21 protein-coding genes and 1 tRNA gene are annotated in these 23,653 nt (G+C 50.3%); 16 read left to right on the forward strand and 6 right to left on the reverse strand.

Annotated features, from left to right (window positions below):
* Positions 1–102 precede the first annotated feature (102 nt).
* The 7 genes from CIB36_RS00025 to CIB36_RS00055 all read left to right on the forward strand — a co-directional run bounded on the left by CIB36_RS00025 (position 103) and on the right by CIB36_RS00055 (position 8,222).
* Positions 103–178, forward strand: a tRNA-Asn gene (locus CIB36_RS00025).
* Positions 179–553: 375 nt separating this feature from the next.
* Positions 554–1,582: a zinc-dependent alcohol dehydrogenase family protein gene (locus CIB36_RS00030; protein ID WP_093987926.1), complete on the forward strand. Its 1,029-nt coding sequence runs from the start codon at positions 554–556 to the stop codon at positions 1,580–1,582.
* 132 nt (positions 1,583–1,714) lie between these two features.
* The gene (locus CIB36_RS00035; protein ID WP_093987597.1) at positions 1,715–2,677 is read left to right on the forward strand and encodes a collagen-like protein; all 963 of its coding nucleotides are present in this window, start codon (positions 1,715–1,717) and stop codon (positions 2,675–2,677) included.
* 27 nt (positions 2,678–2,704) lie between these two features.
* Positions 2,705–3,775, forward strand: a complete 1,071-nt coding sequence (locus tag CIB36_RS00040; RefSeq protein WP_093987598.1) for a glycosyltransferase family 2 protein — start codon at positions 2,705–2,707, stop codon at positions 3,773–3,775.
* Between the two features lie 165 nt (positions 3,776–3,940).
* Positions 3,941–6,295: a cation-translocating P-type ATPase gene (locus tag CIB36_RS00045; protein ID WP_093987599.1), complete on the forward strand. Its 2,355-nt coding sequence runs from the start codon at positions 3,941–3,943 to the stop codon at positions 6,293–6,295.
* Positions 6,296–6,442: 147 nt separating this feature from the next.
* The gene (locus tag CIB36_RS00050) at positions 6,443–7,276 is read left to right on the forward strand and encodes a transketolase (protein ID WP_093987600.1); all 834 of its coding nucleotides are present in this window, start codon (positions 6,443–6,445) and stop codon (positions 7,274–7,276) included.
* 4 nt (positions 7,277–7,280) lie between these two features.
* The gene (locus CIB36_RS00055) at positions 7,281–8,222 is read left to right on the forward strand and encodes a transketolase family protein (protein ID WP_093987601.1); all 942 of its coding nucleotides are present in this window, start codon (positions 7,281–7,283) and stop codon (positions 8,220–8,222) included.
* Between the two features lie 51 nt (positions 8,223–8,273).
* On the opposite strand, the gene CIB36_RS00060 is transcribed toward CIB36_RS00055, so the two are convergent.
* Positions 8,274–8,966, reverse strand: coding sequence for a DUF2461 domain-containing protein (locus CIB36_RS00060; RefSeq protein ID WP_158662517.1), 693 nt, complete (start codon positions 8,964–8,966; stop codon positions 8,274–8,276).
* Between the two features lie 191 nt (positions 8,967–9,157).
* On the opposite strand from CIB36_RS00060, the gene CIB36_RS00065 reads away from it, so the two are divergent.
* Complete coding sequence (locus CIB36_RS00065; RefSeq protein ID WP_093987603.1) at positions 9,158–11,071, forward strand: NAD(+) synthase; 1,914 nt, start codon at positions 9,158–9,160, stop codon at positions 11,069–11,071.
* A 42-nt stretch (positions 11,072–11,113) separates the two neighbouring features.
* Here the strand turns inward: CIB36_RS00065 and CIB36_RS00070 are convergent, their stop codons facing one another.
* Both CIB36_RS00070 and CIB36_RS00075 read right to left on the reverse strand, forming a co-directional pair.
* Entirely contained in the window at positions 11,114–11,731 is a 618-nt protein-coding gene (locus CIB36_RS00070; protein WP_093987604.1) for a DUF4867 family protein, read from the reverse strand.
* Between the two features lie 73 nt (positions 11,732–11,804).
* Positions 11,805–12,362, reverse strand: a complete 558-nt coding sequence (locus CIB36_RS00075) for a hydrolase (protein ID WP_093987605.1) — start codon at positions 12,360–12,362, stop codon at positions 11,805–11,807.
* A 155-nt stretch (positions 12,363–12,517) separates the two neighbouring features.
* Between CIB36_RS00075 and ilvD the strand changes: the two genes are divergently transcribed.
* From ilvD to CIB36_RS00090, 3 genes are read left to right on the forward strand one after another with little or no spacing between them, the layout of a single operon-like run.
* Positions 12,518–14,233 carry a dihydroxy-acid dehydratase gene (gene ilvD / locus CIB36_RS00080; protein WP_093987606.1) on the forward strand — a complete coding sequence of 572 codons (1,716 nt, stop codon included), beginning with the start codon at positions 12,518–12,520 and terminating at the stop codon, positions 14,231–14,233.
* 14 nt (positions 14,234–14,247) lie between these two features.
* Positions 14,248–15,216 carry a bifunctional 4-hydroxy-2-oxoglutarate aldolase/2-dehydro-3-deoxy-phosphogluconate aldolase gene (gene eda, locus CIB36_RS00085; protein ID WP_093987607.1) on the forward strand — a complete coding sequence of 323 codons (969 nt, stop codon included), beginning with the start codon at positions 14,248–14,250 and terminating at the stop codon, positions 15,214–15,216.
* Between the two features lie 16 nt (positions 15,217–15,232).
* Positions 15,233–16,258, forward strand: a complete 1,026-nt coding sequence (locus CIB36_RS00090; RefSeq protein ID WP_093987608.1) for a sugar kinase — start codon at positions 15,233–15,235, stop codon at positions 16,256–16,258.
* Between the two features lie 34 nt (positions 16,259–16,292).
* On the opposite strand, the gene CIB36_RS00095 is transcribed toward CIB36_RS00090, so the two are convergent.
* From CIB36_RS00095 to CIB36_RS00105, 3 genes are all read right to left on the reverse strand, one after another.
* Positions 16,293–17,777 carry a PH domain-containing protein gene (locus tag CIB36_RS00095; RefSeq protein ID WP_158662518.1) on the reverse strand — a complete coding sequence of 495 codons (1,485 nt, stop codon included), beginning with the start codon at positions 17,775–17,777 and terminating at the stop codon, positions 16,293–16,295.
* Positions 17,778–17,799: 22 nt separating this feature from the next.
* The gene (locus CIB36_RS00100) at positions 17,800–18,252 is read right to left on the reverse strand and encodes a PH domain-containing protein (RefSeq protein WP_093987610.1); all 453 of its coding nucleotides are present in this window, start codon (positions 18,250–18,252) and stop codon (positions 17,800–17,802) included.
* 131 nt (positions 18,253–18,383) lie between these two features.
* Entirely contained in the window at positions 18,384–18,908 is a 525-nt protein-coding gene (locus CIB36_RS00105) for a hypothetical protein (protein ID WP_093987611.1), read from the reverse strand.
* 231 nt (positions 18,909–19,139) lie between these two features.
* Between CIB36_RS00105 and CIB36_RS00110 the strand changes: the two genes are divergently transcribed.
* The 5 genes from CIB36_RS00110 (at position 19,140) to CIB36_RS00130 (ending at position 23,615) form a co-directional block, all read left to right on the forward strand.
* Positions 19,140–19,898: a polysaccharide deacetylase family protein gene (locus CIB36_RS00110; protein WP_093987612.1), complete on the forward strand. Its 759-nt coding sequence runs from the start codon at positions 19,140–19,142 to the stop codon at positions 19,896–19,898.
* 266 nt (positions 19,899–20,164) lie between these two features.
* Positions 20,165–20,563, forward strand: coding sequence for an SRPBCC family protein (locus tag CIB36_RS00115; RefSeq protein ID WP_093987613.1), 399 nt, complete (start codon positions 20,165–20,167; stop codon positions 20,561–20,563).
* 186 nt (positions 20,564–20,749) lie between these two features.
* Entirely contained in the window at positions 20,750–21,982 is a 1,233-nt protein-coding gene (hydF, locus tag CIB36_RS00120; RefSeq protein ID WP_093987614.1) for a [FeFe] hydrogenase H-cluster maturation GTPase HydF, read from the forward strand.
* 83 nt (positions 21,983–22,065) lie between these two features.
* Positions 22,066–22,458, forward strand: coding sequence for a zinc ribbon domain-containing protein (locus CIB36_RS00125; protein ID WP_093987615.1), 393 nt, complete (start codon positions 22,066–22,068; stop codon positions 22,456–22,458).
* Between the two features lie 2 nt (positions 22,459–22,460).
* On the forward strand, positions 22,461–23,615 hold the full coding sequence (locus CIB36_RS00130; protein ID WP_093987616.1) for a phosphopentomutase: 1,155 nt from the start codon (positions 22,461–22,463) through the stop codon (positions 23,613–23,615).
* The last annotated feature ends 38 nt before the right edge of the window (positions 23,616–23,653 follow it).

A 23,653-nucleotide genomic window follows, 5' to 3' on the forward strand; every position in this document is an offset into this window, starting at 1 on the left:
TTAAGCTCACTTGCGTCGAAAATACTTGGCTGGCGACGGCCTGGGAAAATAGATAGACGCCGTCACGATAGGAACACCTGAAAAGGTGTTTTTGTCGTTTATTCCTCCTTAGCTCAGTCGGTAGAGCATGCGGCTGTTAACCGCAGGGTCGTCTGTTCGAGCCAGACAGGGGGAGCCAAAAAAAGAAGCAGAGAAAAATCTCTGCTTCTTTTTTTACTTTCTTTTGCCTGGTACGGAAAGCCTGCCCTGTGTTTCAACAGTTGTCCGAACGGCAGCGGCTGTCGGAACAATGCGAGTGTAACGAGTATTTGTTCTTTTGCAGTAGTCGTCTTTTTTCCTTTTTGTTCAATGAATGAGGGTTTCCGTGCGGAAACCCTTACAGAAATCCTGTCTGCTCTGCGATCTGATAAATTTTCAGTTTTGTCGTGCGCAGCAGTTCTTTGGACTGTTCGATCCTGTAATGATTGATAAATTCTACTTGATTTTTTATAGTAAATCTCTTATACTAAAAGAAAAATAAGGGCGGTTGCCGGGTGTAAAGGGGATTTATAAGGTGAAAAGTGCGGTTTTTTATGGAAAACATGATCTGCGGCTAGAAGAACGAAAACTTCCCAAAGTAGGGGCAAATGATGTTTTGATTAAAGTAATGGCCTGCGGAGTTTGCGGGACAGATGTCCACATTTATGAGGGAGATAAAGGTGCGGCAGATACAAATCCGCCAACCGTTTTGGGACATGAATTTTCCGGGATTGTAGAAGCCGTGGGGGATGCGGTTACCGAAGTAAAAATAGGCGATCGGGTTTGTGTAGACCCCAACCAGCTGTGCGGGAAGTGCTATTACTGTAGAAGCGGGATCGGCCATTTCTGCGAAAATATGATTGGTATTGGAACGATTGTAGAAGGCGGTTTCGCACAATATTGCTCGGTCAACGAATCACAGGTATATCATTTGACGGACAGCACTACCTTTGAGGAAGGTGCCATGACTGAACCTGTCGCCTGCTGCCTGCATGGGATAGATTTATGTGAAATCACCCCGTCTTCAACAGTTATGGTGATCGGCGGCGGTATGATTGGCTTACTGATGGTACAGCTAGCGCGTTTGGCTGGTGCCTACCGGGTTATTTTGCTGGAACCAGTTGAAGGAAAACGGGAATTGGGCAAGAAGTTAGGTGCGGATCTTTGTATCGATCCAATAAGCCAAGACGTCAAAGCAGTTTTAAAGGAGGAGAATATTGACCGGATCAACGTTGTGATTGAATGTGCAGGCTTAAAGCAGACGATTCGTCAGGCGATTGATTTAGCGGGAAAATACTCTGTCGTTATGATGTTCGGTTTGACAAAACCGGACGACGAGGTGTCGATCAAGCCGTTTGAGATTTTCCAAAAGGAGGTCGTGTTAAAAGCTTCCTTTATTAACCCATACACACAACAGCGTGCTTTGGATCTGATCAACTCTAAAAAAATAGATGTAAGTTCTATGGTTTCAGAAATTCGGGGGTTGTCTGGGCTGGAAGAGGTGTTATCCAGTGCAGAACTGCGGCGAACAGGAAAATTTATCATTAACCCATGGAAAGAATAACAAATCAAAAAGACCGGACGGAAATCCCGCCCGGTCTTTTTGTGTGCAGAAACGAGAAAGAATCACGAAATACAGAAAAAAAGGATAGAATGTAATGTCGTATCACGACAATACAATTAGGAGGTATGAACAATGGTCTTTTCTTCTGATGATAGATCATGCGAACAATCCTGCCAGTCAAGTTGCCCGCCCTCGTGTACGCCGATTCGGATCGGCACTACTGTGACCGGGGAGCCAGGGACTGCAGCGGGAGTTGTAAATACAGGAAATCCTTGCTGTCCGACACTGAATTTCATCATTCCCCGGGGTGCCACTGGAGTCACTGGTGTGACAGGAGCTACGGGTCCCACTGGAGCAACTGGAACTACCGGAGCCACAGGCCCAGCGGGTGGCCCAGCAGGCCCAGCAGGCCCGACAGGTCCAACAGGAGCAACGGGACTCACAGGCGTTACCGGTCCGACAGGTCCAACAGGAGCAACGGGACTCACAGGCGTTACCGGTCCGACAGGCCCGACGGGAGCAACGGGAATCACAGGCGTTACCGGTCCGACAGGCCCGACAGGAGCAACGGGGGCCACAGGCGTTACCGGCCCAGCAGGCCCGACGGGAGCAACGGGAGCAACGGGCGTTACCGGCCCAGCAGGCCCAACAGGAGCGACCGGTGCTACCGGTACACTTCCAACGCCAAATGCTTTGTACGCAACGAATGAAGCCGCCCAGACTCCAACGGCAGTTGGGGATCCTTTGGTATTCAGTGACAACCAGCTTACAGAGGGGACCGCGATTACCCATACAGCTAATACAGGGGCGATCACCTTTGCGGAAGGCGGCCTATATCACATTACGTTTACTACCAATGCGGCGCCGGCGACAGGAGCTAGCGTCCCGCTGCGAGTCAGTGTGCAGTTGAATGAAAACGGAACGCAGATCCCGGGTACATTAACGATCGGGGATATTGTGACCTCTGGAGGCAGCACCACGCTTTCCGGTGCGGCGCTGGTACGGGTAACTGCAGGGACAGTGATCACCTTGGTGAGCAATTCCAATACAGTTACCTTCTCCAATACCAGTATCGCAGCGTATGATTTGCCGTGATGTCTGCAAGACAGGGCGGGAGGAATTATGATTACCATTAGTTTGTGTATGATCGTAAAAAATGAAGAGGAAAACCTACCACGGTGTTTAAACACCGTGGCTGGGGTCTTTGACGAAGTTATTATCGTGGATACCGGAAGCACGGACCGCACAGTAGAGATTGCGAAAAATTATACAGCACAGGTATACCCGTTCATCTGGACAGAAGATTTTTCAGCAGCGCGCAACTTTTCTTTTTCCAAGGCCAAGATGGAATATTGCATGTGGCTGGACGCAGACGATATTTTGACACCAGAGGACCGGAAAGCATTGATAGTCCTGAAAGAAACGCTTTCCGAAGAGGTTGACTGCGTGATGATGAAATACCGCACAGGGATGGAGGACAATTTGTGTTACTACCGGGAACGACTGCTAAAGCGTGAAAAAAATCCCAGATGGCATGGCTTTATTCATGAGGCGGTCGCCCCGTTTGGGGAGATTGTGTATTCTGATATTGCAGTGACCCATGCCAAAACATCACCCGGCGATCCGACGCGCAACCTGAAGATTTTTGAACATAAGCGCAGCCAGGGGGTGCCTTTTTCCCCGAGGGAGGAATTTTACTATGGACGAGAGCTTTATGATAACCGGGAATATCAAAAGGCAGCCCGGCAGCTAGAGCAGTTTTTGGAAAACCCGGACGGTTGGACAGAAAATAAAATAGAGGCCTGCCGGATATTGGCAAATTGCAGTAAAAGCAATGAACAGGCATTATACTGGCTGTTCCACAGCTTTGCCTATAGCCTTCCGCGCGCGGAAACATGCTGTGACATCGGTTGGCGCTTTTTTCAGGAAAGCCGGTATGAACAGGCAATTTACTGGTATGAGCACGCGCTTTCCACCCCAAGGGACGACCAAAGTGGGGCTTTTGTTTTGCCGGACTGCTATGGATTTATTCCGGCTGTCCAGCTTTGTGTGTGTTATGACCGTTTGGGGAATCACACCGTAGCGCGTTTTTACCATGATCTTTCGGGTACGATCCACCCGGAATCTGACATCTATCAGTACAATCAAGCCTATTTTGAGATGCTCGCGCAAAAGGAAAAAGAGGCGGGGTGACCTGTCTCTTTTTCCTTGCGTCGTCATAGGCCGGAAAAACTAAAATTATGGTTATCTTAAGATTTTCTTCTGATTTCCTTAGTTGAATCCCCACAGGGGATATGTTATACTGTTCGTTGAAGTATTCCAGAAAAGGAATAGCTGGTTCAAAGGAGATCGGAAGCTATGGAGTGGAACGGACAGGGGCTGACTGAACAGGAAGTAGCCCAAAGGGTGGCCGCAGGACAGATAAATGTCAACGTTGATGTAAAGACAAAATCAATCAAACGGATCTTAGTGGAGAATATCTTCTCCCTTTTTAACCTGATCAATTTTATGCTAGCGGCTGTACTGCTGGTCGTCGGTTCCTATAAAAACATGCTGTTTATGGGAGTCATCATCTGCAACACCCTGATTGGGATCATTCAGGAGATCCGCTCGAAACGGGCGGTGGACCGGCTTTCTATTGTGGTGTTAGAGCGAACGGAAGTACTGCGCGGCCGTGAGTTTGTGGAACTTCCTATAGAAGACATTGTTTTGGATGACATCATTCGGTTGGGGCGCGGTGCGCAGATCCCTTCTGATGCGGAGGTGGTATCCGGGGAATGTATGGTCAATGAAAGCCTACTGACCGGAGAATCCGACCTGATCCGGAAACGGGTGGGGGACACCTTGATGTCCGGCAGTTTTATCACAGGCGGCGAATGCATTGCCCGTGTCATCCATGTTGGGAAAGATAACTATGCTTCCCAGATCAATAGCAGCGCCAAGTATATCAAGCAGGTGAAATCAGAGATGATGACCACCTTTAACCGGATCATTCAGTTTGTTTCTATCATTATTTTCCCGTTAGGCGCGATTCTGTTCTGGAACCAGTACACCGCCGAGGGGGCAACCGCTTCTAGTGCGATCGTGAATACCGTCGCCGCGCTGATCGGCATGATTCCTGAGGGGCTGATCCTTTTGACCAGTACGGTGCTGGCGGTATCGGTGATCCGGCTTTCGCAAAACAAGGTTTTGGTCCAGCATTTATACTGTATTGAAACGCTGGCACGGGTCGACGTACTGTGTCTGGATAAAACCGGGACTATTACCTGCGATGAGATGGAGGTAGAACGGGTGATCCCGCTTCCCGGGCAGGATGAGGGATCGGTTTCCCGCATTTTGGCCTCGATCGCCAAAGGATCGCACGATGAAAATTCTACCGTTAAGGCCTTGCAAAAGTATTACCAAAAAGAAGACAGCCTGCCGGTAGCGCGATTTGTTGATTTTTCCTCGGAAAAGAAATGGTCTGGGGCCGTGCTGGGTAACGGAGAAAGTTATGTGATGGGCGCCGGTGAATTTATTCTAAAAGACCGTTTTTCTCTGGTGCGTGATACGATAGAACAGGTCGCGGGGTGCTTTCGTGTGCTGACAGTCGCCCATGTGCCGGGCGGGTTTACCGAGGACGGCGATATGGCTGGAGCGGCAGAACCAGTTGCGTTGGTGCTGATTCAGGATAAAATCAGGGAAGAAGCCAGTGATACGATCCGCTATTTCACCGAGCAGGGCGTGCGGCTGAAGGTGATTTCCGGGGACGGCGTGACTACGGTATCCAATATCGCCAGACAGGCGGGGATTCCCGACGCGCAGGAGGCTGTGGACGCTACCCTGTTAAAGACGGATGAAGCATTGAAAGAGGCGGCGGAACGCTGCCATGTGTTTGGGCGCGTGACCCCGCAGCAGAAGCAGAAGCTAATCCGGGCAATGAAGGAGCACGGGCATACGGTCGCTATGACCGGCGATGGGGTCAACGATGTTTTGGCTTTAAAGGAAGCAGATTGCTCGGTCGCCATGGCCGCGGGGAGCGATGCGGCACGGAATGTAGCGCAGCTTGTACTGATCGAAAACGACTTTTCCGCCATGCCTAAGGTGGTGGCGGAGGGACGCCGTACCATCAACAATATCCAGAGAAGCTCGTCTTTGTTTTTAGTGAAAACATTGTTTTCCATCCTGCTGGGGCTGCTGACGGTAGTGATTCATATGCGCTATCCGTTCCAGCCGATCCAGATGTCGTTGGTGGGGGCGTTTACCATTGGGATCCCCTCCTTTATTCTGGCGCTGGAGCCGAACCACGACCGCGTGACCGGGAAGTTCTTCTGGAACATCATTTCCCGGGCAATTCCCGGCGCATTGACGATCGTTATCAATATCGGGCTGGTCTACTTGTTCCAGGGCTGGTTTGACCTGACTCATGAGCAGGTGTCCACAGTGGCGGTCGTGCTGACCGCGCTGACCGGTATCTTGCTGCTGCTTCGGATCTCGGTGCCGTTTACCCCGATCAGGACGGCGTTATTTCTCTTTGTCATTACTGGGATGGGGATTGGCCTGACGGTATTCCGCTCCCTGTTCGAGATCGCCCCCTTTACCGCAGAGATGGGCTGGGTAATTGGGATTTTGAGCGTGGTTTGCGTATTGCTGTTCAGTTTGTTTTACGGGCTGATGAACCGCTTCTTTATAAAAAGCAGAAAGTCGGAAATACCGAAAAAAGGGAGAGCGTAAGGCTCTCCCTTTTTTCCGGCAGGCAGGGGTTTTCATTGACTTTTTAGACTGTTTGCAGTACAATAAACAATGTATTCAAGCAGAAATGCAGGGGGAAAACTGGAGTGGCTTTTCCTGTAAAAATTCGTAATTAGGTAGGTGTGTAGTATGGATGTAAAACAACTGAAAAAAACTGCCAACGAAGTCCGTAAAGGTGCGATCGAAGCAGTGTACCAAGCAAAATCCGGGCATCCGGGCGGCTCTTTGTCCGCGGCAGACATTTTTACATATTTGTACTTTGTAGAGATGAATGTTGACCCTGAAAATCCAAAGGCAGAAAACAGGGACCGTTTTGTATTAAGCAAAGGTCATGTTGCGCCGGGCTATTACAGCACATTGGCACATCGAGGCTTTTTCCCGGTGGAAGAATTAAAAACACTGCGGAAGGTCGGAGCAAGATTGCAGGGGCATCCGGACATGAAGCACATTCCGGGTGTTGATATGTCCAGCGGTTCGCTGGGACAGGGGATCTCCGCCGCATGCGGGATGGCAAAGGCCGGCAAGCTGATGGGCAGGGATTACCGCGTTTACACCCTGCTGGGCGACGGCGAGATCCAGGAAGGCCAGGTTTGGGAAGCGGCGATGTTTGCGGCGCACAACAAACTGGATAATCTGGTCGTAATCGTAGACAACAACGGCCTGCAGATCGACGGAAGCGTTGCGGACGTGATGTCTCCATATCCGATCGATGAAAAGTTTAAAGCGTTCGGCTTTGAGGTTTTGACCATCGACGGTCACGATTTTGATGAAATAGCCGCCGCGTTCTCTAAGGCAAGGGAAACCAAAGGCAAGCCGACTGCCATTATTGCGAAAACTGTCAAAGGAAAAGGCGTTTCCTTTATGGAGAACCAGGCAAGCTGGCACGGGGCCGCTCCGAATGCGGAACAATACGAGATCGCAATGGCAGATTTAAACGCGATTGCAGCAGGATTGGAGGGCTAAGATAATGGCAGATGTAAAGAAGATCGCAACAAGAGACAGCTACGGGAACGCGTTGGTAGAATGCTTCCCTGATTTTCCGAATATGGTCGTTTTGGACGCCGACCTTGCGGCTGCGACCAAAACCGGGATCTTTAAGAAAGCATATCCGGAACGCCACATCGACTGTGGGATCGCGGAATGCGACATGATCGGCGTAGCTGCTGGTATGGCGGCGGCTGGCATGATCCCGTTCGCAAGTTCCTTTGCCATGTTTGCGGCAGGACGCGCCTTTGAACAGGTAAGAAACTCGGTAGGCTATCCGCACCTGAACGTTAAGATCGGCGCGACCCATGCCGGGATCTCGGTTGGGGAAGACGGCGCGACCCACCAGTGCAACGAAGATATTGCTTTGATGAGAACCATTCCGGGCATGGTAGTGATCAATCCGTCCGATGATGTGGAAGCAAAAGCTGCTGTCCGCGCCGCCTTAGAGCATGACGGCCCGGTTTACCTGCGTTTTGGACGTCTGGCTGTTCCGGTGATCAACGATCGTCCGGATTATCGATTTGAGCTGGGCAAAGGCGTTACTTTGCGCGACGGAAAAGATATTACCATTGTTGCTTCCGGCCTGACTGTCAGCGAAAGCTTACAAGCGGCGGAAGATCTGGCAGCTGAGGGGATCGACGCGCGGGTCATCAACATCCACACCATTAAACCGATCGACGCCGAGCTGGTTGCGAAAGCTGCGGCGGAAACCGGAAAGATCGTAACTGTGGAAGAGCATTCAGTCATCGGTGGCCTTGGCGACGCTGTTATCGGCGCGATTGCTGAAAATCCGGTTCCAGTCTATAAAATCGGCGTAAATGACGAGTTTGGAAAATCTGGTCCGGCAACCGAATTGATCGACCTGTTTGGTCTGACTGCACCGCATATTGCAAAAAAAGTAAAAGAAGTATTAGGGAAATAATCTATTTCTCAAATAAAAAACCGGAAAGGGATTTTTCCCCTTTCCGGTTTTTTATTTGATGGATGCAGCGTTATATTCCTGTGCAACTTTCAGGAAGAACTGATAGACTGGGGCAAGGCGCTTTAACTCTGCCTGCAAAAATCCAGCGAGCCGGTCCGAAAAAAGCAGAGGGAAGTCTTTACTTTGAGCGATCACGCTGATTTCCCTTTGCTCCAGCCATTGGCGAAGCGGCTCCGGATATTCGGAAAAACGGGGGCGTTTATAGCGTTCTCCCACGATCTGAAAGGCAGGGTGCGCGGCCAGCGCTTTCTGCGCCTTTTGGAAATCCCGGTCACCGCCGATGATTTTTTCCCGGAGAAGATTCATGTAAGCCGGCGAAGCGTGATAAAACCCGCAGCCGTATTCAAACCCATGCTGAGAGATTTCAAAATAGATGCCCGGCACCTCGGTGCCATGCATTTTTCCGCGTTTAAAGATGATCCACATATTGTCGCGGTAAAGGGACTTATCATGGGAAAAACGGGTATCCCGTCTAATCCTGCAAATGGTCTTGTCCACCCGCGGAGCAGTTGTCAGCTTAGGGTCGATCTGAAGCACAGTAGGGGCCAAGGCCTCTGACAAATCGTGCAGAGGAGCGAATACCGTTTCCTGATAAGTATTTTTATGTTCTTCAAACCATATACGACTATCATTGAAACGGTTTTCAAATAAAAAGTCCAGCGTCTGTTTGGAAAACAACTCCATGACGTTCCCTCCTTGTCTATGATAATTTATTATAGCACAAATCAAAAAAAATAACAGCTTGTATTTCGAGGATATAGAGCAGACTGATAAAAGCAGGCTTTTAAAAAAGCCGGAAAGTCTTGAAAGTTCAGGACGGGTCATGTATAGTATATTATAGTGATTTGGATGCAAACAGCTAAAGGAGAATCATCATGAAATATGGGTTTATTAAGGTGGCGGCCGCAACCCCGTCGATCCGCGTGGCGGATTGTGAATACAATGCCGCCCAAATCTTGAAAACGATCGTGCGCGCCCGGGACGCACAGGCTAAATTGCTGGTGCTTCCGGAGCTTTGCCTGACAGGCTACACCTGCGGGGACCTGTTTTTGCAGAATACCTTGCTGCACGGGGTGTTTACCGCGCTGGAGGAGATCCGTAAAGCAACGGCCGGGCACGATATGCTGGTAGCGGTGGGCGCGCCGCTGATCAATCATCAGAAGCTGTATAACTGTGCGGTGGTTTTCTGCAATGGAAGGATTTTGGGAGCGGTGCCGAAAACGAACCTGCCCAATTACAGCGAGTTTTATGAACAGCGCCATTTTACGCCTGCCCCGGCCGAGAATACTACCATTGAAATCGGGGGAAAAAGCTATCCGTTTGGGACAAAGCTGTTGTTTTCTTACTCCCGTTTTTCGGAATTTACCGTTGGGTTTGAGATTTGCGAGGACCTTTGGGTAGCGAACCCACCGTCTGTTTCGCATGCGCAGGCAGGGGCTACTATCATTGCGAACCTTTCGGCCAGCGATGAAACGGTGGGGAAAAGTGCCTACCGCAGGGATCTGGTAACAGGGCAGTCTGCACGGCTGGTGTGCGGATACCTGTATGCCGATGCCGGAGAAGGGGAATCCACCACGGATATGGTGTTTGCCGGGCATGACCTGATCGCGGAAAACGGGGTTTTGCTGGAAGAAAGCGATCTGTTCAGCAACGATTTGATCGTCAGCGAGATTGATATTATGCGTCTGGCGGAGGAACGCCGCCGGATGAATACCTTCGTCCATCAGGATGCAGGCTATGAGTTTGTGACCTTTGATTTCCCGTGTCGAAGCACTGAACTGACCAGGTTTGTTTCTCCGCGCCCTTTCATTCCTTATGAAGCAGGGGAACGACGGGTGCGCTGCAAGGAGATCCTTACCCTGCAAGCGGCGGGCCTGCGCAAACGTCTGGTGCATACCAATGCCCGGACTGTAGTGGTCGGGCTTTCGGGCGGGCTGGATTCCACACTGGCTTTGCTGGTTGCCGTCATGGCGATGGATTCCCTGCACCGTTCCCGGAAGGATATTTTAGCGGTCACCATGCCGTGCTTTGGCACCACCTCCCGCACCCGTTCCAATGCGCAGCTTTTGGCAGAGGCATTGGGCGTATCCTTTGAAGAGATCCCGATCGGGGAAGCGGTATCCCAGCATTTTAGGGACATCGGGCAGGATGAGGAGCAGCATGACGTAACCTATGAAAATTCTCAGGCGAGGGAACGCACCCAGGTACTGATGGATGTAGCGAACCAGAAAAACGGGTTGGTGATCGGGACGGGCGACTTATCCGAACTTGCGTTGGGCTGGGCGACCTATAATGGGGACCACATGTCTATGTACGGAGTGAATGCGTCGATCCCCAAGACCTTGGTGCGGCATCTGGTAGCGTATTATGCGGACGATACTTCAAGCCAAACGATCCACGATGTGCTGTATGATATTTTGGATACCCCGGTCAGCCCGGAGCTGCTCCCGGCGGTAGACGGGGAAATTTCCCAAAAGACAGAGGACATTGTAGGGCCATATGAACTGCATGATTTCTTTTTATACTACATTCTGCGCTTCGGATTTCATCCCAAAAAGGTGTTCTATTTAGCGGAATACGCGTTCCAGCACACCTATTCCCGCGAAACGATCTTAAAGTGGCTGCAGGTGTTTTACCGCAGATTTTTTTCTCAGCAGTTTAAACGCTCCTGCCTGCCGGACGGCGTTAAGGTGGGGTCGGTCACCTTGTCCCCGCGCGGCGACTGGCGGATGCCAAGCGACGCTTCGGCTGCGCTGTGGATGAAAGAACTGGAAGAGTTGGAAGAATAAATAAAAAGGCTTTGTCATAGACAAAGCCTTTTTTGTGTCCTTTTATTCCACAGAGATATTTTCGCCCACTAAGCCAATGAATTCATTGCCTGAAAAACCGCCTTCTTTATGGCCAATCAGCCATTTGTTTTTAGCGGTGATCAATTTGTCTTCCCCGTTGGCGTGGTTTTGTTCCAAATCAGTATTGGTCCCTTTCGGAAGAACGACTACGCAGCGGAAGCCTTTTCCGTCAACACTGCATGGCGCGTAGTGCAGGGTGGTCGCATAAAGCTCTACCCCAACGCCGGCAGGAAGCAGAAACGCCTCAATGTTGGCGGTATCATAGGTAAGATCGTCGCGAATGTCCTGCTGGCAGCCCAGCAAAAGGATCAGATCGGTCGCCGCAATATCCATTTCGGAAGAACGGTGGTATTCTACCGCGTTAAGCAGGTGGTTGTGACCGTTGCAGTAGCCAATTTGGATCGGAAGTTCCCCGTATCCTTTTACGGTGAGGTCCTCAAACACCTTGCATGCTTCCAGCTCGGGAACAGACGGAACATAGGCAACATCGTCCGGAAGCGGGGTTTCCATCATCGCCTTACATAGTTCGGTGAAATCGTAATCCTTTAGGACAGTTCCGTATTTTTGAAACTGCGGATCGGTAACCTGATAGATTTTCATAGGAAAAACCTTCTTTCTTTTTTTCGTGTCCGTGCACATTATAGCTGTATTATACCGCGTTTTATAAGGTTCGTCAACAGCCCTCTATCGTTCTCATGGCAAGGATCGTCCGTTCTATCAGTTCATCCAGTTCCCAGCCGAGCAGTTCGGCCCCTTTTTGGATCACTTCCCGAGAGCAGCCCGCTGCAAACCTCTCGTTTTTAAATTTTTTCTTCACAGATTTTAGTTCCAGATCCTGAACGCTTTTAGAGGGGCGCATGATTGCGACTGCACCGATCAATCCGGTCAGCTCATCGGTCGCATACAGGACCTTTTCCAGAAACAATTCAGGTTTTATGTCCACGGTCAGCCCCCAGCCATGGCTGGCTACAGCGTGGATCAACGTTTCGTCATATCCCAGTTCTTTCATAATTTCCTGTTCTTTCAAACAGTGCTGCTGGGGATATGCTTCAAAATCTAGGTCGTGGAGCAGGCCGACAACCTCCCAAAACTCTGTCCGGTCTGGGTCGTATTCCTTTGCAAAATATCCCATGACCCCGGAAACGATCTTGGCGTGCTGCAAGTGGAAGGGCTCCTTGTTATACTGCTCCAGCAATGCCTGTGCTTCTGATAATGATGGTATCTTTCCCATAGAGATCACTCCTTTTTTGTATTATAGCATAATTTAAAGGCTTTGGGACAGGCAAAAAAACGGAAAAGAAGAAAAAACAAATTGAATTATTTGCTCAGAATGCTATAATAAAACTAAACGATTGGAATCGGCCAGACAGAAAGGAACAGGATAGTATGATTAGCCAAGAGATTCGGAAAATCGCGCCGGAAATGGATCCGCTTAGGATCGGTATGGGATGGAGCGCGGAGGATCTGGAAAAACCGCAGATCATTGTGGAGAGCACTTTTGGGGACAGCCACCCGGGAAGCGCCCATTTATATGAATTTGCCAACCGTGCTGCGGAAGGCGTAGCGCAGGCTGGCGGGAAAGCCGCACGTTATTTCGCTACGGACATCTGCGATGGGATGGCGCAAGGACATGACGGGATCAACTATTCCCTTGCCTCCCGCGACACCATTGCGAATTTGATCGAAATCCATGCGAATGCGACTCCGTTTGACGCAGGGGTATTTATATCCAGCTGTGATAAGGCGGTGCCTGCTCACCTGATGGCGATCGGGCGGATCAATATTCCCTCGATCATCATTACCGGCGGGGTGATGGAAGCGGGTCCCGACCTTTTGACCTTGGAGCAGATCGGCGCTTACAGCGCGATGTGCCAGCGTGGAGAGATTACCGAGGAACAGCTGACCTGGTATAAACACCACGCCTGTCCGTCCTGTGGGGCGTGTTCTTTTATGGGCACCGCTTCCACCATGCAGATCATGGCGGAGGCATTGGGCTTGATGCTGCCGGGAAGCGCGCTGATGCCCGCCACCTGCCAAGACCTGAAGGATTTTGCGGAGAAGGCTGGAAAACAGGCGGTCGCACTGGCAAAAATGGGACTGAAGCCGCGGGATATGGTGACCATGGATTCCTTTGAAAATGCGATCATGGTGCATGCTGCGATTTCCGGCTCCACGAACTCCCTGCTGCATCTTCCTGCCGCGGCGCACGAATTTGGGCTTCAGATTGACGAAAAGACCTTTGACCGGATCCATGCGGACGCACATTACCTGCTGGACATTCGTCCGGCGGGAAAATGGCCGGCTGAGTATTTCTACTATGCGGGCGGGGTGCCTGCCATTATGGAGGAAATCAAGAGCCGCCTGCATTTGGATGCCATGACGGTGACCGGAAAAACATTGGGTGAAAATCTGGAAGATCTGAAAAAGAACGGCTTTTATGAAAAATGTGATGAATATCTGAAAAAGACCGGGCTATCCCGCCATGATGTGATCCGCTCCTATGAAAAACCGATCGGGACAAACGGGACGATTGCGGTCTTAAAGGGGAACCTTGCGCCGGAGGGGGCGGTAGTAAAGCATTCCGCAGTGCCAAAGGCGATGCACAGGGCTGTGCTCAAGGCAAGGCCGTTTGACTGTGAAGAAGATGCGATCGACGCGATTTTGCATCACCGCATCCAACCGGGGGATGCAGTGTTTATCCGTTATGAGGGGCCAAAAGGCAGCGGGATGCCGGAGATGTTTTACACCACGGAGGCGATCTCTTCTGACGAACAGCTCAGCGCCAGTATTGCCCTGCTGACAGACGGGCGTTTTTCCGGCGCTTCCAAAGGGCCGGCGATCGGGCATATTTCCCCGGAAGCGGCGGTAGGCGGCCCGATCGCGTTGGTAGAAGAGGGCGATCTGATCGAAATTGACATCCCTGCCCGAAAGCTTGCCGTGATAGGGGCGAACGGGGAGAAAAAAACAGAAGATGAAATGGAAGAAATTTTACGGGAACGCCGGAAAAACTGGCAGCCAAAACCGGAGAAATACCAATCAGGCGTGCTGAAAATCTTTTCACAGCATGCCGTTTCGCCGATGAAGGGCGGCTATATGGAGTAAGGAGAAAGAACAACATGAATGAAGTGTTACAGAAAATTTCAAGGATCGGGATCGTACCCGTCATTAAAATAGAGAATGCGGACCAGGCAGTCCCGCTGGGGAAAGCGCTTTGTGAAGGGGGGCTCCCCTGCGCGGAAGTGACGTTCCGCACCAAAGCGGCTGCGGAAGCGATCCGGCGTATCAGCAAAGAACTGCCGCAGATGCTGGTGGGTGCGGGCACAGTACTGACTACGGCGCAGGTGGATGAAGCGGTAGAAGCTGGGGCGCGGTTTATTGTCAGCCCGGGATTGAACCCCAAGGTCGTCAGATATTGTGTGGAGCGGGGAATTCCGATAACGCCAGGCTGTGCGAATCCAAGCGACGTGGAACAGGCGATCGAGCTGGGGCTTGAGGCGGTCAAGTTCTTCCCGGCCGAAGCGGCGGGAGGGCTTGCAATGATCAAGGCAATGTCCGCGCCTTATGGAAACATAAAATTCATGCCAACCGGTGGGATCAATGCCAAGAATTTGAACGAATATCTTGCCTTTCCGAAAATTTTAGCCTGCGGCGGGAGCTGGATGGTCAATGAGACGCTGCTGAAAGAAGAACGGTATGACGAGATTGCTCGCCTGACAAGAGAAGCGGTGCATACGATGCTGGATTTCAAAATAAAACATGTTGGGGTCAATGCGAAGGACACTGAGGACGCCATGAAGACCGCTTCCTTATTTGGCGGGTTGCTCCAGCAGCCGGTGCTGCCAAATCCCCGCTCTGTTTTTGCAGGGGATCTGGTAGAGGTGATGAGCGGCTGCGGACGGGGAACCCATGGACACATTGCGATTTCCTGCAATGATGTGAGCCGTGCCGTCGCCTATCTGGAATCCAAAGGCATCGAGTTCAATTATGACAGCTTGGAATACGACCAAAAGGGCAAAATGAAGCTGATTTACTGCAAGGAAGAGATCGGCGGGTTTGCTGTTCATTTAGCGGATAAAGACGATTAAACGGAGGAATACGAGAATGGCTAGGATCATGGCTTTGGGCGAAATTATGCTTCGCCTTTCCCCAAAGGGGCACCGGCGTTTTGTGCAGGCCGGGGAATTTGATGTTGTGTATGGCGGAGGAGAAGCAAACGTTGCGGTGGGCCTTTCCAATTTTGGGATGGACGCCGGCTTTGTCAGTAAAATCCCCCAGCATGAGATCGGGCAGGCCGCAGTCAATGAATTGCGTAAAAATGGGGTGGACACCTCCCGGATTATACGGGGCGGAGCGCGCCTTGGGATTTATTTTTTGGAAACGGGTGCGGCCCAGCGGCCGTCAAAGGTGGTTTATGACCGGGCAAATTCTGCATTTGCGCTGGCCGAACCACAGGAATTTGACTGGGATGCAGTGTTTGACGGCTGTGAATGGTTCCACTTTTCCGGGATTACGCCGGCTTTGGGAAAAAACGCCGCGCAGATCTGTAAAGATGCCTGTGCCGCCGCAAAGAAAAAGGACATCACAGTAAGCTGCGACCTCAACTACCGGAAAAACCTGTGGACTCTGGAAGAGGCCGGTGAGATGATGAAAAGCCTGATGCCTTATGTAGACGTGCTGATCGCCAACCAGGAGCAGGTGAAAAGCCTGTTTGGCATGGAAGCGGCGAGTGCTGAGATCAAGGAGCCAAACGTGGATTACAGCGGTTGCCAAAGTCTGTGCGTTCAGCTTCGTAAAACATGGCCGCAGCTCGATAAGATCGTACTGAGCCTGCGGGGTTCGGTATCAGGGGATGACAACTATTTTGGCGCGGCCTATGATGACGGGACAGGCTTTGTCCACTCCCGCAACCATTTGATCCACATGGTAGACCGGGTAGGAAGCGGTGACGCTTTCAGCGCAGGGATCATTTATGCGATCATGAATGGATACCCGGCGCAGGAGGCGATCGAATTCGCCGTTGCTTCCGGGGTGCTGAAACACTCGATCGAGGGGGACGGCAGCATGGAATCGGCGGAAGAAGTAAAAGCTTTGGCCGGCGGCGACGGCTCCGGCAAAGTGCAGCGTTAAAAAAACAGCGTTCTGATATTTTCAGGACGCTGTTTTATCGTTTTTTCTTCTTTTTTTCCTGCTCGATTTGAATAACGTGGGTGTGGAAGAATTCATCGCTGGATAAAAGCTCCAGCACCTCCGGAAGATAAAGATTTAGGACCTTCTGCCGTTTTGTTCCCTCGGCCCAAGTGTGGATCCAAACATCACAGCATTTGGTAGGAAGCTGGAACAAAGTTTGCTGGGTTTCTATTTTTGTGATCTTGTGTTTTGGGATAGAGCAGGTGATCACCTGATAGAGAAAGGTATAATAAATGGTCACGACCTCATCTGATACGCCGATCCCGGTGTGGAAAAAGGCAAACAATTTCACGGCTAGCCACCACAGGCAGGGGATTTCTGCGATGATCAGCAGAAAGATAATAGGCCGGTCAAAGCCGGAGATGAAGTAAAGCGCCAATAGACCCACCGCCAGCACAACAAGACATAAGGAAAGCGGAGGGATCAGAAAGCGGGAAAGGTTACACAGCTTTGGCTTGATCTGCCGTTTTGCAAAAGGGATTTCCGGAAGCAATAATTTTAGGTTGGTCTGGATCTCCCGGTTTAGCCCCGAGGGGAACAGGACGGATAATTCCTCCTGTTTTTTGCCATAACCAGTGCAGTGAATGAACACACTGGTCAGGCCGAACAGCTTTGTAAACAGCGATTGACGCAGTGTCAAAAAATTGATACGGCGTACTGTGACTGCGTAATGCCGGATGGAAAACAAGCCGGAACGGATGTCTAAGGTCTGCCCGTAACGGGAGGTTTGAAAGCGCAGGTGAGCCTCCATATTTTTTAGGAAGGATACCAGCCAGCAGCCCAGCACAACATAGGCAAGGATCACAAAAACAGGCGGCAAACCAAAGCTTTGCCATTCTGCCAGCTCTGCAAAGGTATCCAGCAGCTCGGCGCGAAAAGACTTGCCAAAGACAGTTTCTGCCTGAGACAGGGTCGCCCAAAGGTACAGCACCCCGGTCAAGGAGTTGGAAGTCAGCACCGCAAAAATGGTAATATAGAGGTTTCGCGGGATATAGGTGCGCCGGAATGACTTTTGGGAGATCAAGGGGCGCTGCGCAGCCTCCAAAAGCTGTGCGGCAAGCTCCCGGTTTACGGTGATGGAAAAGTCTGATTCTCTGGGATTCCCGCCGTCTGTATCGGCATGGACGCGCACTGCTTTGATGGGACGGTAATACCACGGAGCATGGACCGAGATCACTGAGATGTTGCGAAACGGCAAAAACCATTCCCTTCGGAAAAATATCCCTTTTTGGATGTGGATACCAGCCTTACTGATAAAATAAGTATAGCTATACCAGCCGTAAACACCCAGCGCGATAATAACTCCTAAAACAAGCAGGTCGAACCATGCGCCGGAAAGCCATTCATAAAATCCAACCTGTGTTGCAAACAAGGCGCGGATCAGCGGCAGCAATAGCAAGATCAAAAACCGCGAGGTGTTTTCTAAAATATTGATAAGATGAGAGCGTCTTTTTTTCACACTGCCGCCTCCTTTCTGGCCGCTAATGATCGTTATCATGGGAAGATAGGCGGCGGTTCAGTGCATCGGCGATCCGGTCCGCTTCATCCTGCGCCAGAAAAGGGATCACTAAATGGGCGCCGGGAGCCGTGATCAAAAGCATGCTCACTTTTAAAAATGGAGTAAGCGGGGTATTATAAACAGAAACAAAGGAAACTTTATCCCGCTTTAAAAAGCGCATTTTGTAAAACACTACGCCGCCTTTTACAATGATATCGGTATCGCTTAAGCAATACGAAAAACTGAGATAAAGAAGCGGCAGGTATAAAAAGGCAACTAAAATGAACAGCGCTCCCAACAGCCATATCACCGCATACCAGATCAAAAAGCTTTGAGGGATGAGCACCCACGCGGCAAAGATCCCTGCGCCGAACAGGACTACAGCCAAGACCTCCCAGATCACGAGGCTGCGTTTTGGCAAAGAATGAAAATTCAAAAGCTCCCTCCTTTTCTCAGATGAATCCTATCTTATTATTCTAACATTCCAGATGGTTTATGTAAACAGAAATCCGTCGTTTTTTGTTCCGATGAAAAAGAAAAGGCCGCCTTTTGACGCGGCGGCCCTTTTTAGATAAAGATACAGATGAACCCAGCTATGATCAAAATTACGCCGGTGATCCTTTCCCAGATCAGCGCCGCGCTGGAAGGCTCGGTGTTTTGGAAACGCCAGCCATAGCACACATACCATGACGCTTTGGGGAAAATGAGGATGAATCCGCCGAGGAGCCAGCAAAGCAAAGGCAATACCCAGTGAAGCATGTCACGTTTCGGAACTGCGTTTTCCCAGACAAGATCAGTTAAAACATCGCCGGGAACGCCGTTATCCGGGTCGTAGTCCTCGCTCCACCCACTGAAAGAGCCGCCGTTTTGGTACATTGTCTGATAGGTGGACTGATCAGGGTAGGTAATGGTAACAGAATCCCCGATGACTTGGTAGTGATACGTAATGCCGTCCCGGGAGATGGTGCTGTCAGTCCGGTCAATGGTATATCCTTGCGCCTGAAGTGTGCCGGAACTTTTCCCGCACCCGGAAAAAAGCAATATTGTACAAAGAAAAATTGCCGCCATCAAGAAAAAAGATCCCCGTTTCATAAAAATCAACCACTCTTTTCTTCGGGATCGTGCCGATCAGCACTTTGTTTTTTGCGGGAAAGGCACAAAACCGGTCTGTGAAAAGGTGATTTTCACACTACGCCCTCGTCCCTCCGCCATTTCTTCCCTCCAGTATAGCACAGGCCTAATGGGAATACAAGGCAAGCGTTTTTCCCCGCATGATTTCCCCCTGTTTCTCATAAAAATGGAAAAAGGAAAGGCGGGAAGAAGATGAGATACCATATTGTTGGAAAACGGGCATTGTGCCTGGGGCTTTTAGGGATTATTGCGTTTTGCAGCTTTGCGCTGATCGGGGTGCGGGAAACTACATTACAGGTGGCGGGAAGTATGCGCAGTCTGCCGATTTATTCGGTAGAGACTCAAAGCAGGGAGGTTTCGTTAGGCATCAACTGCGCTTGGGGAAATGGAGATATTCCTGAAATCCTGGATACGCTGGACCAGTACAATGTAAAAGCGACCTTTTTCCTGGTGGGGGATTGGTGCGAAAAATACCCGGACAGCGTGAAGCAGATCGCGGACCGTGGGCATGAACTGGGTAACCATTCAGATTCCCACCCAGATATGACCGGCTTGAGCCGGGAACAGATCGTAAAAGAGTTAGAAGGCTGTTCCGAAAAGATTGAAGCCGTAACAGGGGAAAAGCCCCGTCTGTTCCGGGCACCGTCTGGAGCGTACAACAATTTGGTGATCGACACGGCGCGGGAATTGGGATATGAGGCGATCCAATGGGACTGCGACAGTTTAGATTGGAAAGGCCTTGGAGTAGACGATATGCGCCAGCGGATCCAGCGCAGTTTAAACCCCGGTTCGATCATGCTGTTCCACAACGACACCAAATCCACGGCAAAGGCACTGCCGCAGATCATTACCGATCTTCAGGAAGACGGGTATCAGATCGTCCCGGTGGGAGAACTGATTTTGTCCGGGGAAACCCATATCGACCACACTGGCAGACAATTCGCGGATTGAAGAGGGTGAAGCAGGTCGGGGAACGAGCTTGGGCGCACCTTGCGCTTTTCTGTTTTTGTTTTGGAGGATTTGTGGTATAATGAAAATAATAATAGATTTTGTATTGTCAACAAGGCTTGAACTGGGAAAAGTTTTGTAAATAACGGATATTTTAGAGAACGGGGCATTCAAAGCGGCAATGTTTTTTGACTCTTTGGCGCCGAGTTTCCCATAGCGACATAAAACAGTATGAGCATGCAAATTATAACTTGAAAGGAAGTGTAAAGATGACGATTTCAAATATAAAAGAAACGATCAATAGCGATATTTATAATGTCTGGGAAACCGTTTTAGCAGTTGATAAATATGGTTTGTGGCGAAGCGATTTAAGAAAAGCAGAAACTGTAAATCAAAACCAATTCATTGAGTATACCAAAGATGGATATGCCACTACATTTACTATTACTGCTATAGAACCATATAAGCGCTGGGAATTTGATATGGAAAACGGCAGCTTGAAAGGGCATTGGATTGGTATTTTTACTTCTATGGGAAATAAAACCCAAATAGATTTTACCGAGAATGTAATGCCTAAAAAATGGTTTATAAAGCCATTTATAAAATTTCACTTAAAAAAGCAACAGGCACGATTTGTTTTAGATTTAAAAAAGGAAATAGAGGCGTAAACTCCTGTTTTTGAGGAAATTTACATAGTCATTATCGCCTGTTGCTTTTTTGAACGGCTATATTCTGTATGAAAAGAAAAATAAACAGCTTGTCCGCAAGTATTTTCTATAAACGCTTGCAGGAAGTTGTAAGATGGCTTTTATCCATAACATCAATAAAAAGAACAAAAAGACAGGAGAAGAAATATGAGCGGACTTAATCAAACTCCTAAGGGGGAGCGGGTTCAAATCGCATTATTCGGGCGAAGAAACGCAGGGAAATCCAGCGTGATCAATGCCCTGACCGGGCAGGAACTGGCAGTGGTTTCCGAAGTAAAAGGCACCACGACCGACCCGGTGAGCAAGGCGATGGAGTTGCTGCCGCTAGGCCCGGTAACAGTGACGGATACCCCCGGATTGGACGACAAAGGGGATTTGGGCCAGTTGAGGGTCCAAAAAGCATACGGGGTGCTGAACCATACAGAGATCGCCCTGCTGGTATTTGATCTCTGCCAAGGATTTTCTGAATTTGACAGGGCGGTTTTAGATCAGATCAAGGCACGGGATCTTCCGCATTTGATCGTCGGCAACCAAATCGACCGGGGCGACAAAGATCGGGAAGCACTGCTCCAACGGCTTTCCGAAGAATTGGGCGAGCCAGTCTTTCCGGTCAGTGCGGCGACAGGGGAAGGAATCGCCCAGCTCAAAGAAAAGATCGCTTCTCTGGCGCCGCAAAAAGAGGAAAAGAAGCTGATCGGCGATTTGTTATCTCCAAACGATCTTGTAGTGCTGGTGGTGCCCATTGATAAGGCGGCGCCAAAGGGAAGGCTGATCCTTCCCCAGCAGCAGACGATCCGGGATATTTTGGATGCAGGGGCAGTTTCGGTGGTCACCAAGGAAACTGAATTAAAACAGACCCTGCAAAGCTTGGGCAAAAAGCCGAAATTTGTGATTACAGATTCTCAGGTGTTCGCAAAGGTGGCGGCGGTTACACCGGCAGATATCCCCATGACCTCGTTTTCCATTTTGATGGCGCGGTATAAGGGGGATCTGGAAAACCTGGTCCGGGACGTCCGGGTGGTGGATTCCCTGCGCGACGGGGATTTGGTTTTGATCTCGGAGGGCTGCACCCACCACCGCCAGTGCGACGACATCGGTACGGTAAAGATCCCGCGGTGGCTGAAGGAAAAGACCGGGAAGGACATCCGTTTTGAGACCTCCAGCGGGACAGGCTTTCCGCAGGATCTGTCCAGATACCGGATGGTGATCCATTGCGGCGGCTGTATGCTCAATGCCAAGGAAATGGCATACCGGATGGCCTGCGCCAAAGAGCAGGGGATCCCGATGGTGAATTACGGCATTTTAATTGCATATTTGCAGGGCATTTTACTGCGCAGTGCAGAGCCGTTTCCAGAAGTTCAGGCACTGCTGAAGGGATAGAATGTTTTTAATTTTTTCATGATTTGGTATCATAGGAGTGTTATACTAAAGCTATCATCATTCTGGAAAGGGCTGGTAAACTGATGAACTGGCTGAGAAATTTTATGGCGGGACGGTATGGCCCTGACCATTTGACCCTTGCTCTGCTGGTGGTTTCATTTATTTTATCATTTGTATTGTTTTGGGTTCCTGTCCCGTTTTTGGGGCTGCTATCCTACATCCCGCTGGGCTTTGCCTTGTTTCGGATGCTTTCCCGCAACATTTTAAAGCGCGGGGAAGAGAACATCAAGTTTTTAAAGGTTTGGAATACAATCCGCGGGTGGTTTCGCAAAACCAAGCAGCACCATGCGGACCGTAAAATTTACCATTTTACGGCCTGTCCAAGCTGTAAGCAAAAAATACGCTTGCCGAAAGGCCGTGGTAAACTGCGGGTGACCTGCCCAAAGTGCGGACATCAATTTGAAAGGAAGACCTGATCATGCCTGTAAAACGCATTTTTTTGATCGTGCTGGACAGCGTTGGGATCGGCGCTATGCCAGATGCCGCCGCATACGGAGATGAAAGCAGCAACACCTTAGGCGCCTGCTACAGCACCGGGAAGCTTTCTCTCCCCCATCTGCAAAGGTTGGGGTTTTACAATATCGAGGGGGTGACCGGGGAACCGGTAAAACATCCTTTGGGAAGCTTTGCGCGGTTGGAAGAACTGTCTAAAGGAAAGGACACCACGATCGGGCACTGGGAGATCGCAGGGATTGTTTCGCCAAAGCCGCTGCCCACCTATCCTGATGGATTTCCGGACGAATTGCTGAAAGAATTTTCCAAGCGCACCGGCCGCGGTATTTTGTGTAATCTCCCTTATTCCGGCACCAAGGTAATCGAGGACTACGGCGAAGAGCATATGAAAACAGGCGATCTGATCGTGTATACCTCTGCGGACAGTGTGTTTCAGATCGCGGCGCATGAAGAAATCGTCCCTATCGAGGAACTGTATGAGGACTGCCGGATCGCCCGGGAGCTGCTTTGCGGAGAACACGGTGTAGGTCGGGTGATCGCCCGGCCCTTTGTTGGGGCGTCTGGGAATTTTTCTAGGACATCGAACCGGCATGATTTTTCCTTACAGCCGCCGGCGGAAACGATGCTGGACCGGCTTCGGGCGGACGGGCTGGACACGATCGGCGTGGGGAAGATCTACGATATTTTTGCCGGGAAGGGGATTTCCCAAACTTACCGCACCAAAAACAATACCCATGGTATGGAAGTGACTTTAGAATTGGCAGATCAGGATTTCCATGGCCTTTGCTTTGTGAATCTGGTGGATTTTGATATGGTGTACGGACACAGAAATAATGTGGCTGGATACACCAATGCGCTCAATGAGTTTGACGTACAACTGGGCGATCTGCTTCAAAAACTCCGGGCAGAAGATGTGTTGATGATCACAGCAGACCACGGCTGCGACCCGGTGACGCCAAGTACGGACCATTCCCGGGAATATACGCCGTTTATCATGTACGGCGCGGATATTCCCAAGGGGGAGGATTTCCGCACCCGAAAGGGTTTTGGAGATATTGCGGCAACGGTATGCAGCTTGTTTGGCCTTTCCAGCGCCGGTTTTGGCGATCCATTATTTTAAGAAATAAAACGCCCTGTCTGGATATTGTACAGACAGGG

Source organism: Massiliimalia timonensis (genome assembly GCF_900186585.1).
In the GTDB taxonomy this organism is placed as follows: domain Bacteria; phylum Bacillota; class Clostridia; order Oscillospirales; family Ruminococcaceae; genus Massiliimalia; species Massiliimalia timonensis.

Coding starts and splice junctions, on each gene's coding strand:
- CIB36_RS00035 (WP_093987597.1), top strand. CDS start 1,715: ATGGTCTTTTCTTCTGATGATAGATCATGCGAACAATCCTGCCAGTCA.
- CIB36_RS00040 (WP_093987598.1), top strand. CDS start 2,705: ATGATTACCATTAGTTTGTGTATGATCGTAAAAAATGAAGAGGAAAAC.
- CIB36_RS00045 (WP_093987599.1), top strand. CDS start 3,941: ATGGAGTGGAACGGACAGGGGCTGACTGAACAGGAAGTAGCCCAAAGG.
- CIB36_RS00050 (WP_093987600.1), top strand. CDS start 6,443: ATGGATGTAAAACAACTGAAAAAAACTGCCAACGAAGTCCGTAAAGGT.
- CIB36_RS00055 (WP_093987601.1), top strand. CDS start 7,281: ATGGCAGATGTAAAGAAGATCGCAACAAGAGACAGCTACGGGAACGCG.
- CIB36_RS00060 (WP_158662517.1), bottom strand. CDS start 8,966: ATGGAGTTGTTTTCCAAACAGACGCTGGACTTTTTATTTGAAAACCGT.
- CIB36_RS00065 (WP_093987603.1), top strand. CDS start 9,158: ATGAAATATGGGTTTATTAAGGTGGCGGCCGCAACCCCGTCGATCCGC.
- CIB36_RS00070 (WP_093987604.1), bottom strand. CDS start 11,731: ATGAAAATCTATCAGGTTACCGATCCGCAGTTTCAAAAATACGGAACT.
- CIB36_RS00075 (WP_093987605.1), bottom strand. CDS start 12,362: ATGGGAAAGATACCATCATTATCAGAAGCACAGGCATTGCTGGAGCAG.
- ilvD (WP_093987606.1), top strand. CDS start 12,518: ATGATTAGCCAAGAGATTCGGAAAATCGCGCCGGAAATGGATCCGCTT.
- eda (WP_093987607.1), top strand. CDS start 14,248: ATGAATGAAGTGTTACAGAAAATTTCAAGGATCGGGATCGTACCCGTC.
- CIB36_RS00090 (WP_093987608.1), top strand. CDS start 15,233: ATGGCTAGGATCATGGCTTTGGGCGAAATTATGCTTCGCCTTTCCCCA.
- CIB36_RS00105 (WP_093987611.1), bottom strand. CDS start 18,908: ATGAAACGGGGATCTTTTTTCTTGATGGCGGCAATTTTTCTTTGTACA.
- CIB36_RS00110 (WP_093987612.1), top strand. CDS start 19,140: ATGAGATACCATATTGTTGGAAAACGGGCATTGTGCCTGGGGCTTTTA.
- CIB36_RS00115 (WP_093987613.1), top strand. CDS start 20,165: ATGACGATTTCAAATATAAAAGAAACGATCAATAGCGATATTTATAAT.
- hydF (WP_093987614.1), top strand. CDS start 20,750: ATGAGCGGACTTAATCAAACTCCTAAGGGGGAGCGGGTTCAAATCGCA.
- CIB36_RS00125 (WP_093987615.1), top strand. CDS start 22,066: ATGAACTGGCTGAGAAATTTTATGGCGGGACGGTATGGCCCTGACCAT.
- CIB36_RS00130 (WP_093987616.1), top strand. CDS start 22,461: ATGCCTGTAAAACGCATTTTTTTGATCGTGCTGGACAGCGTTGGGATC.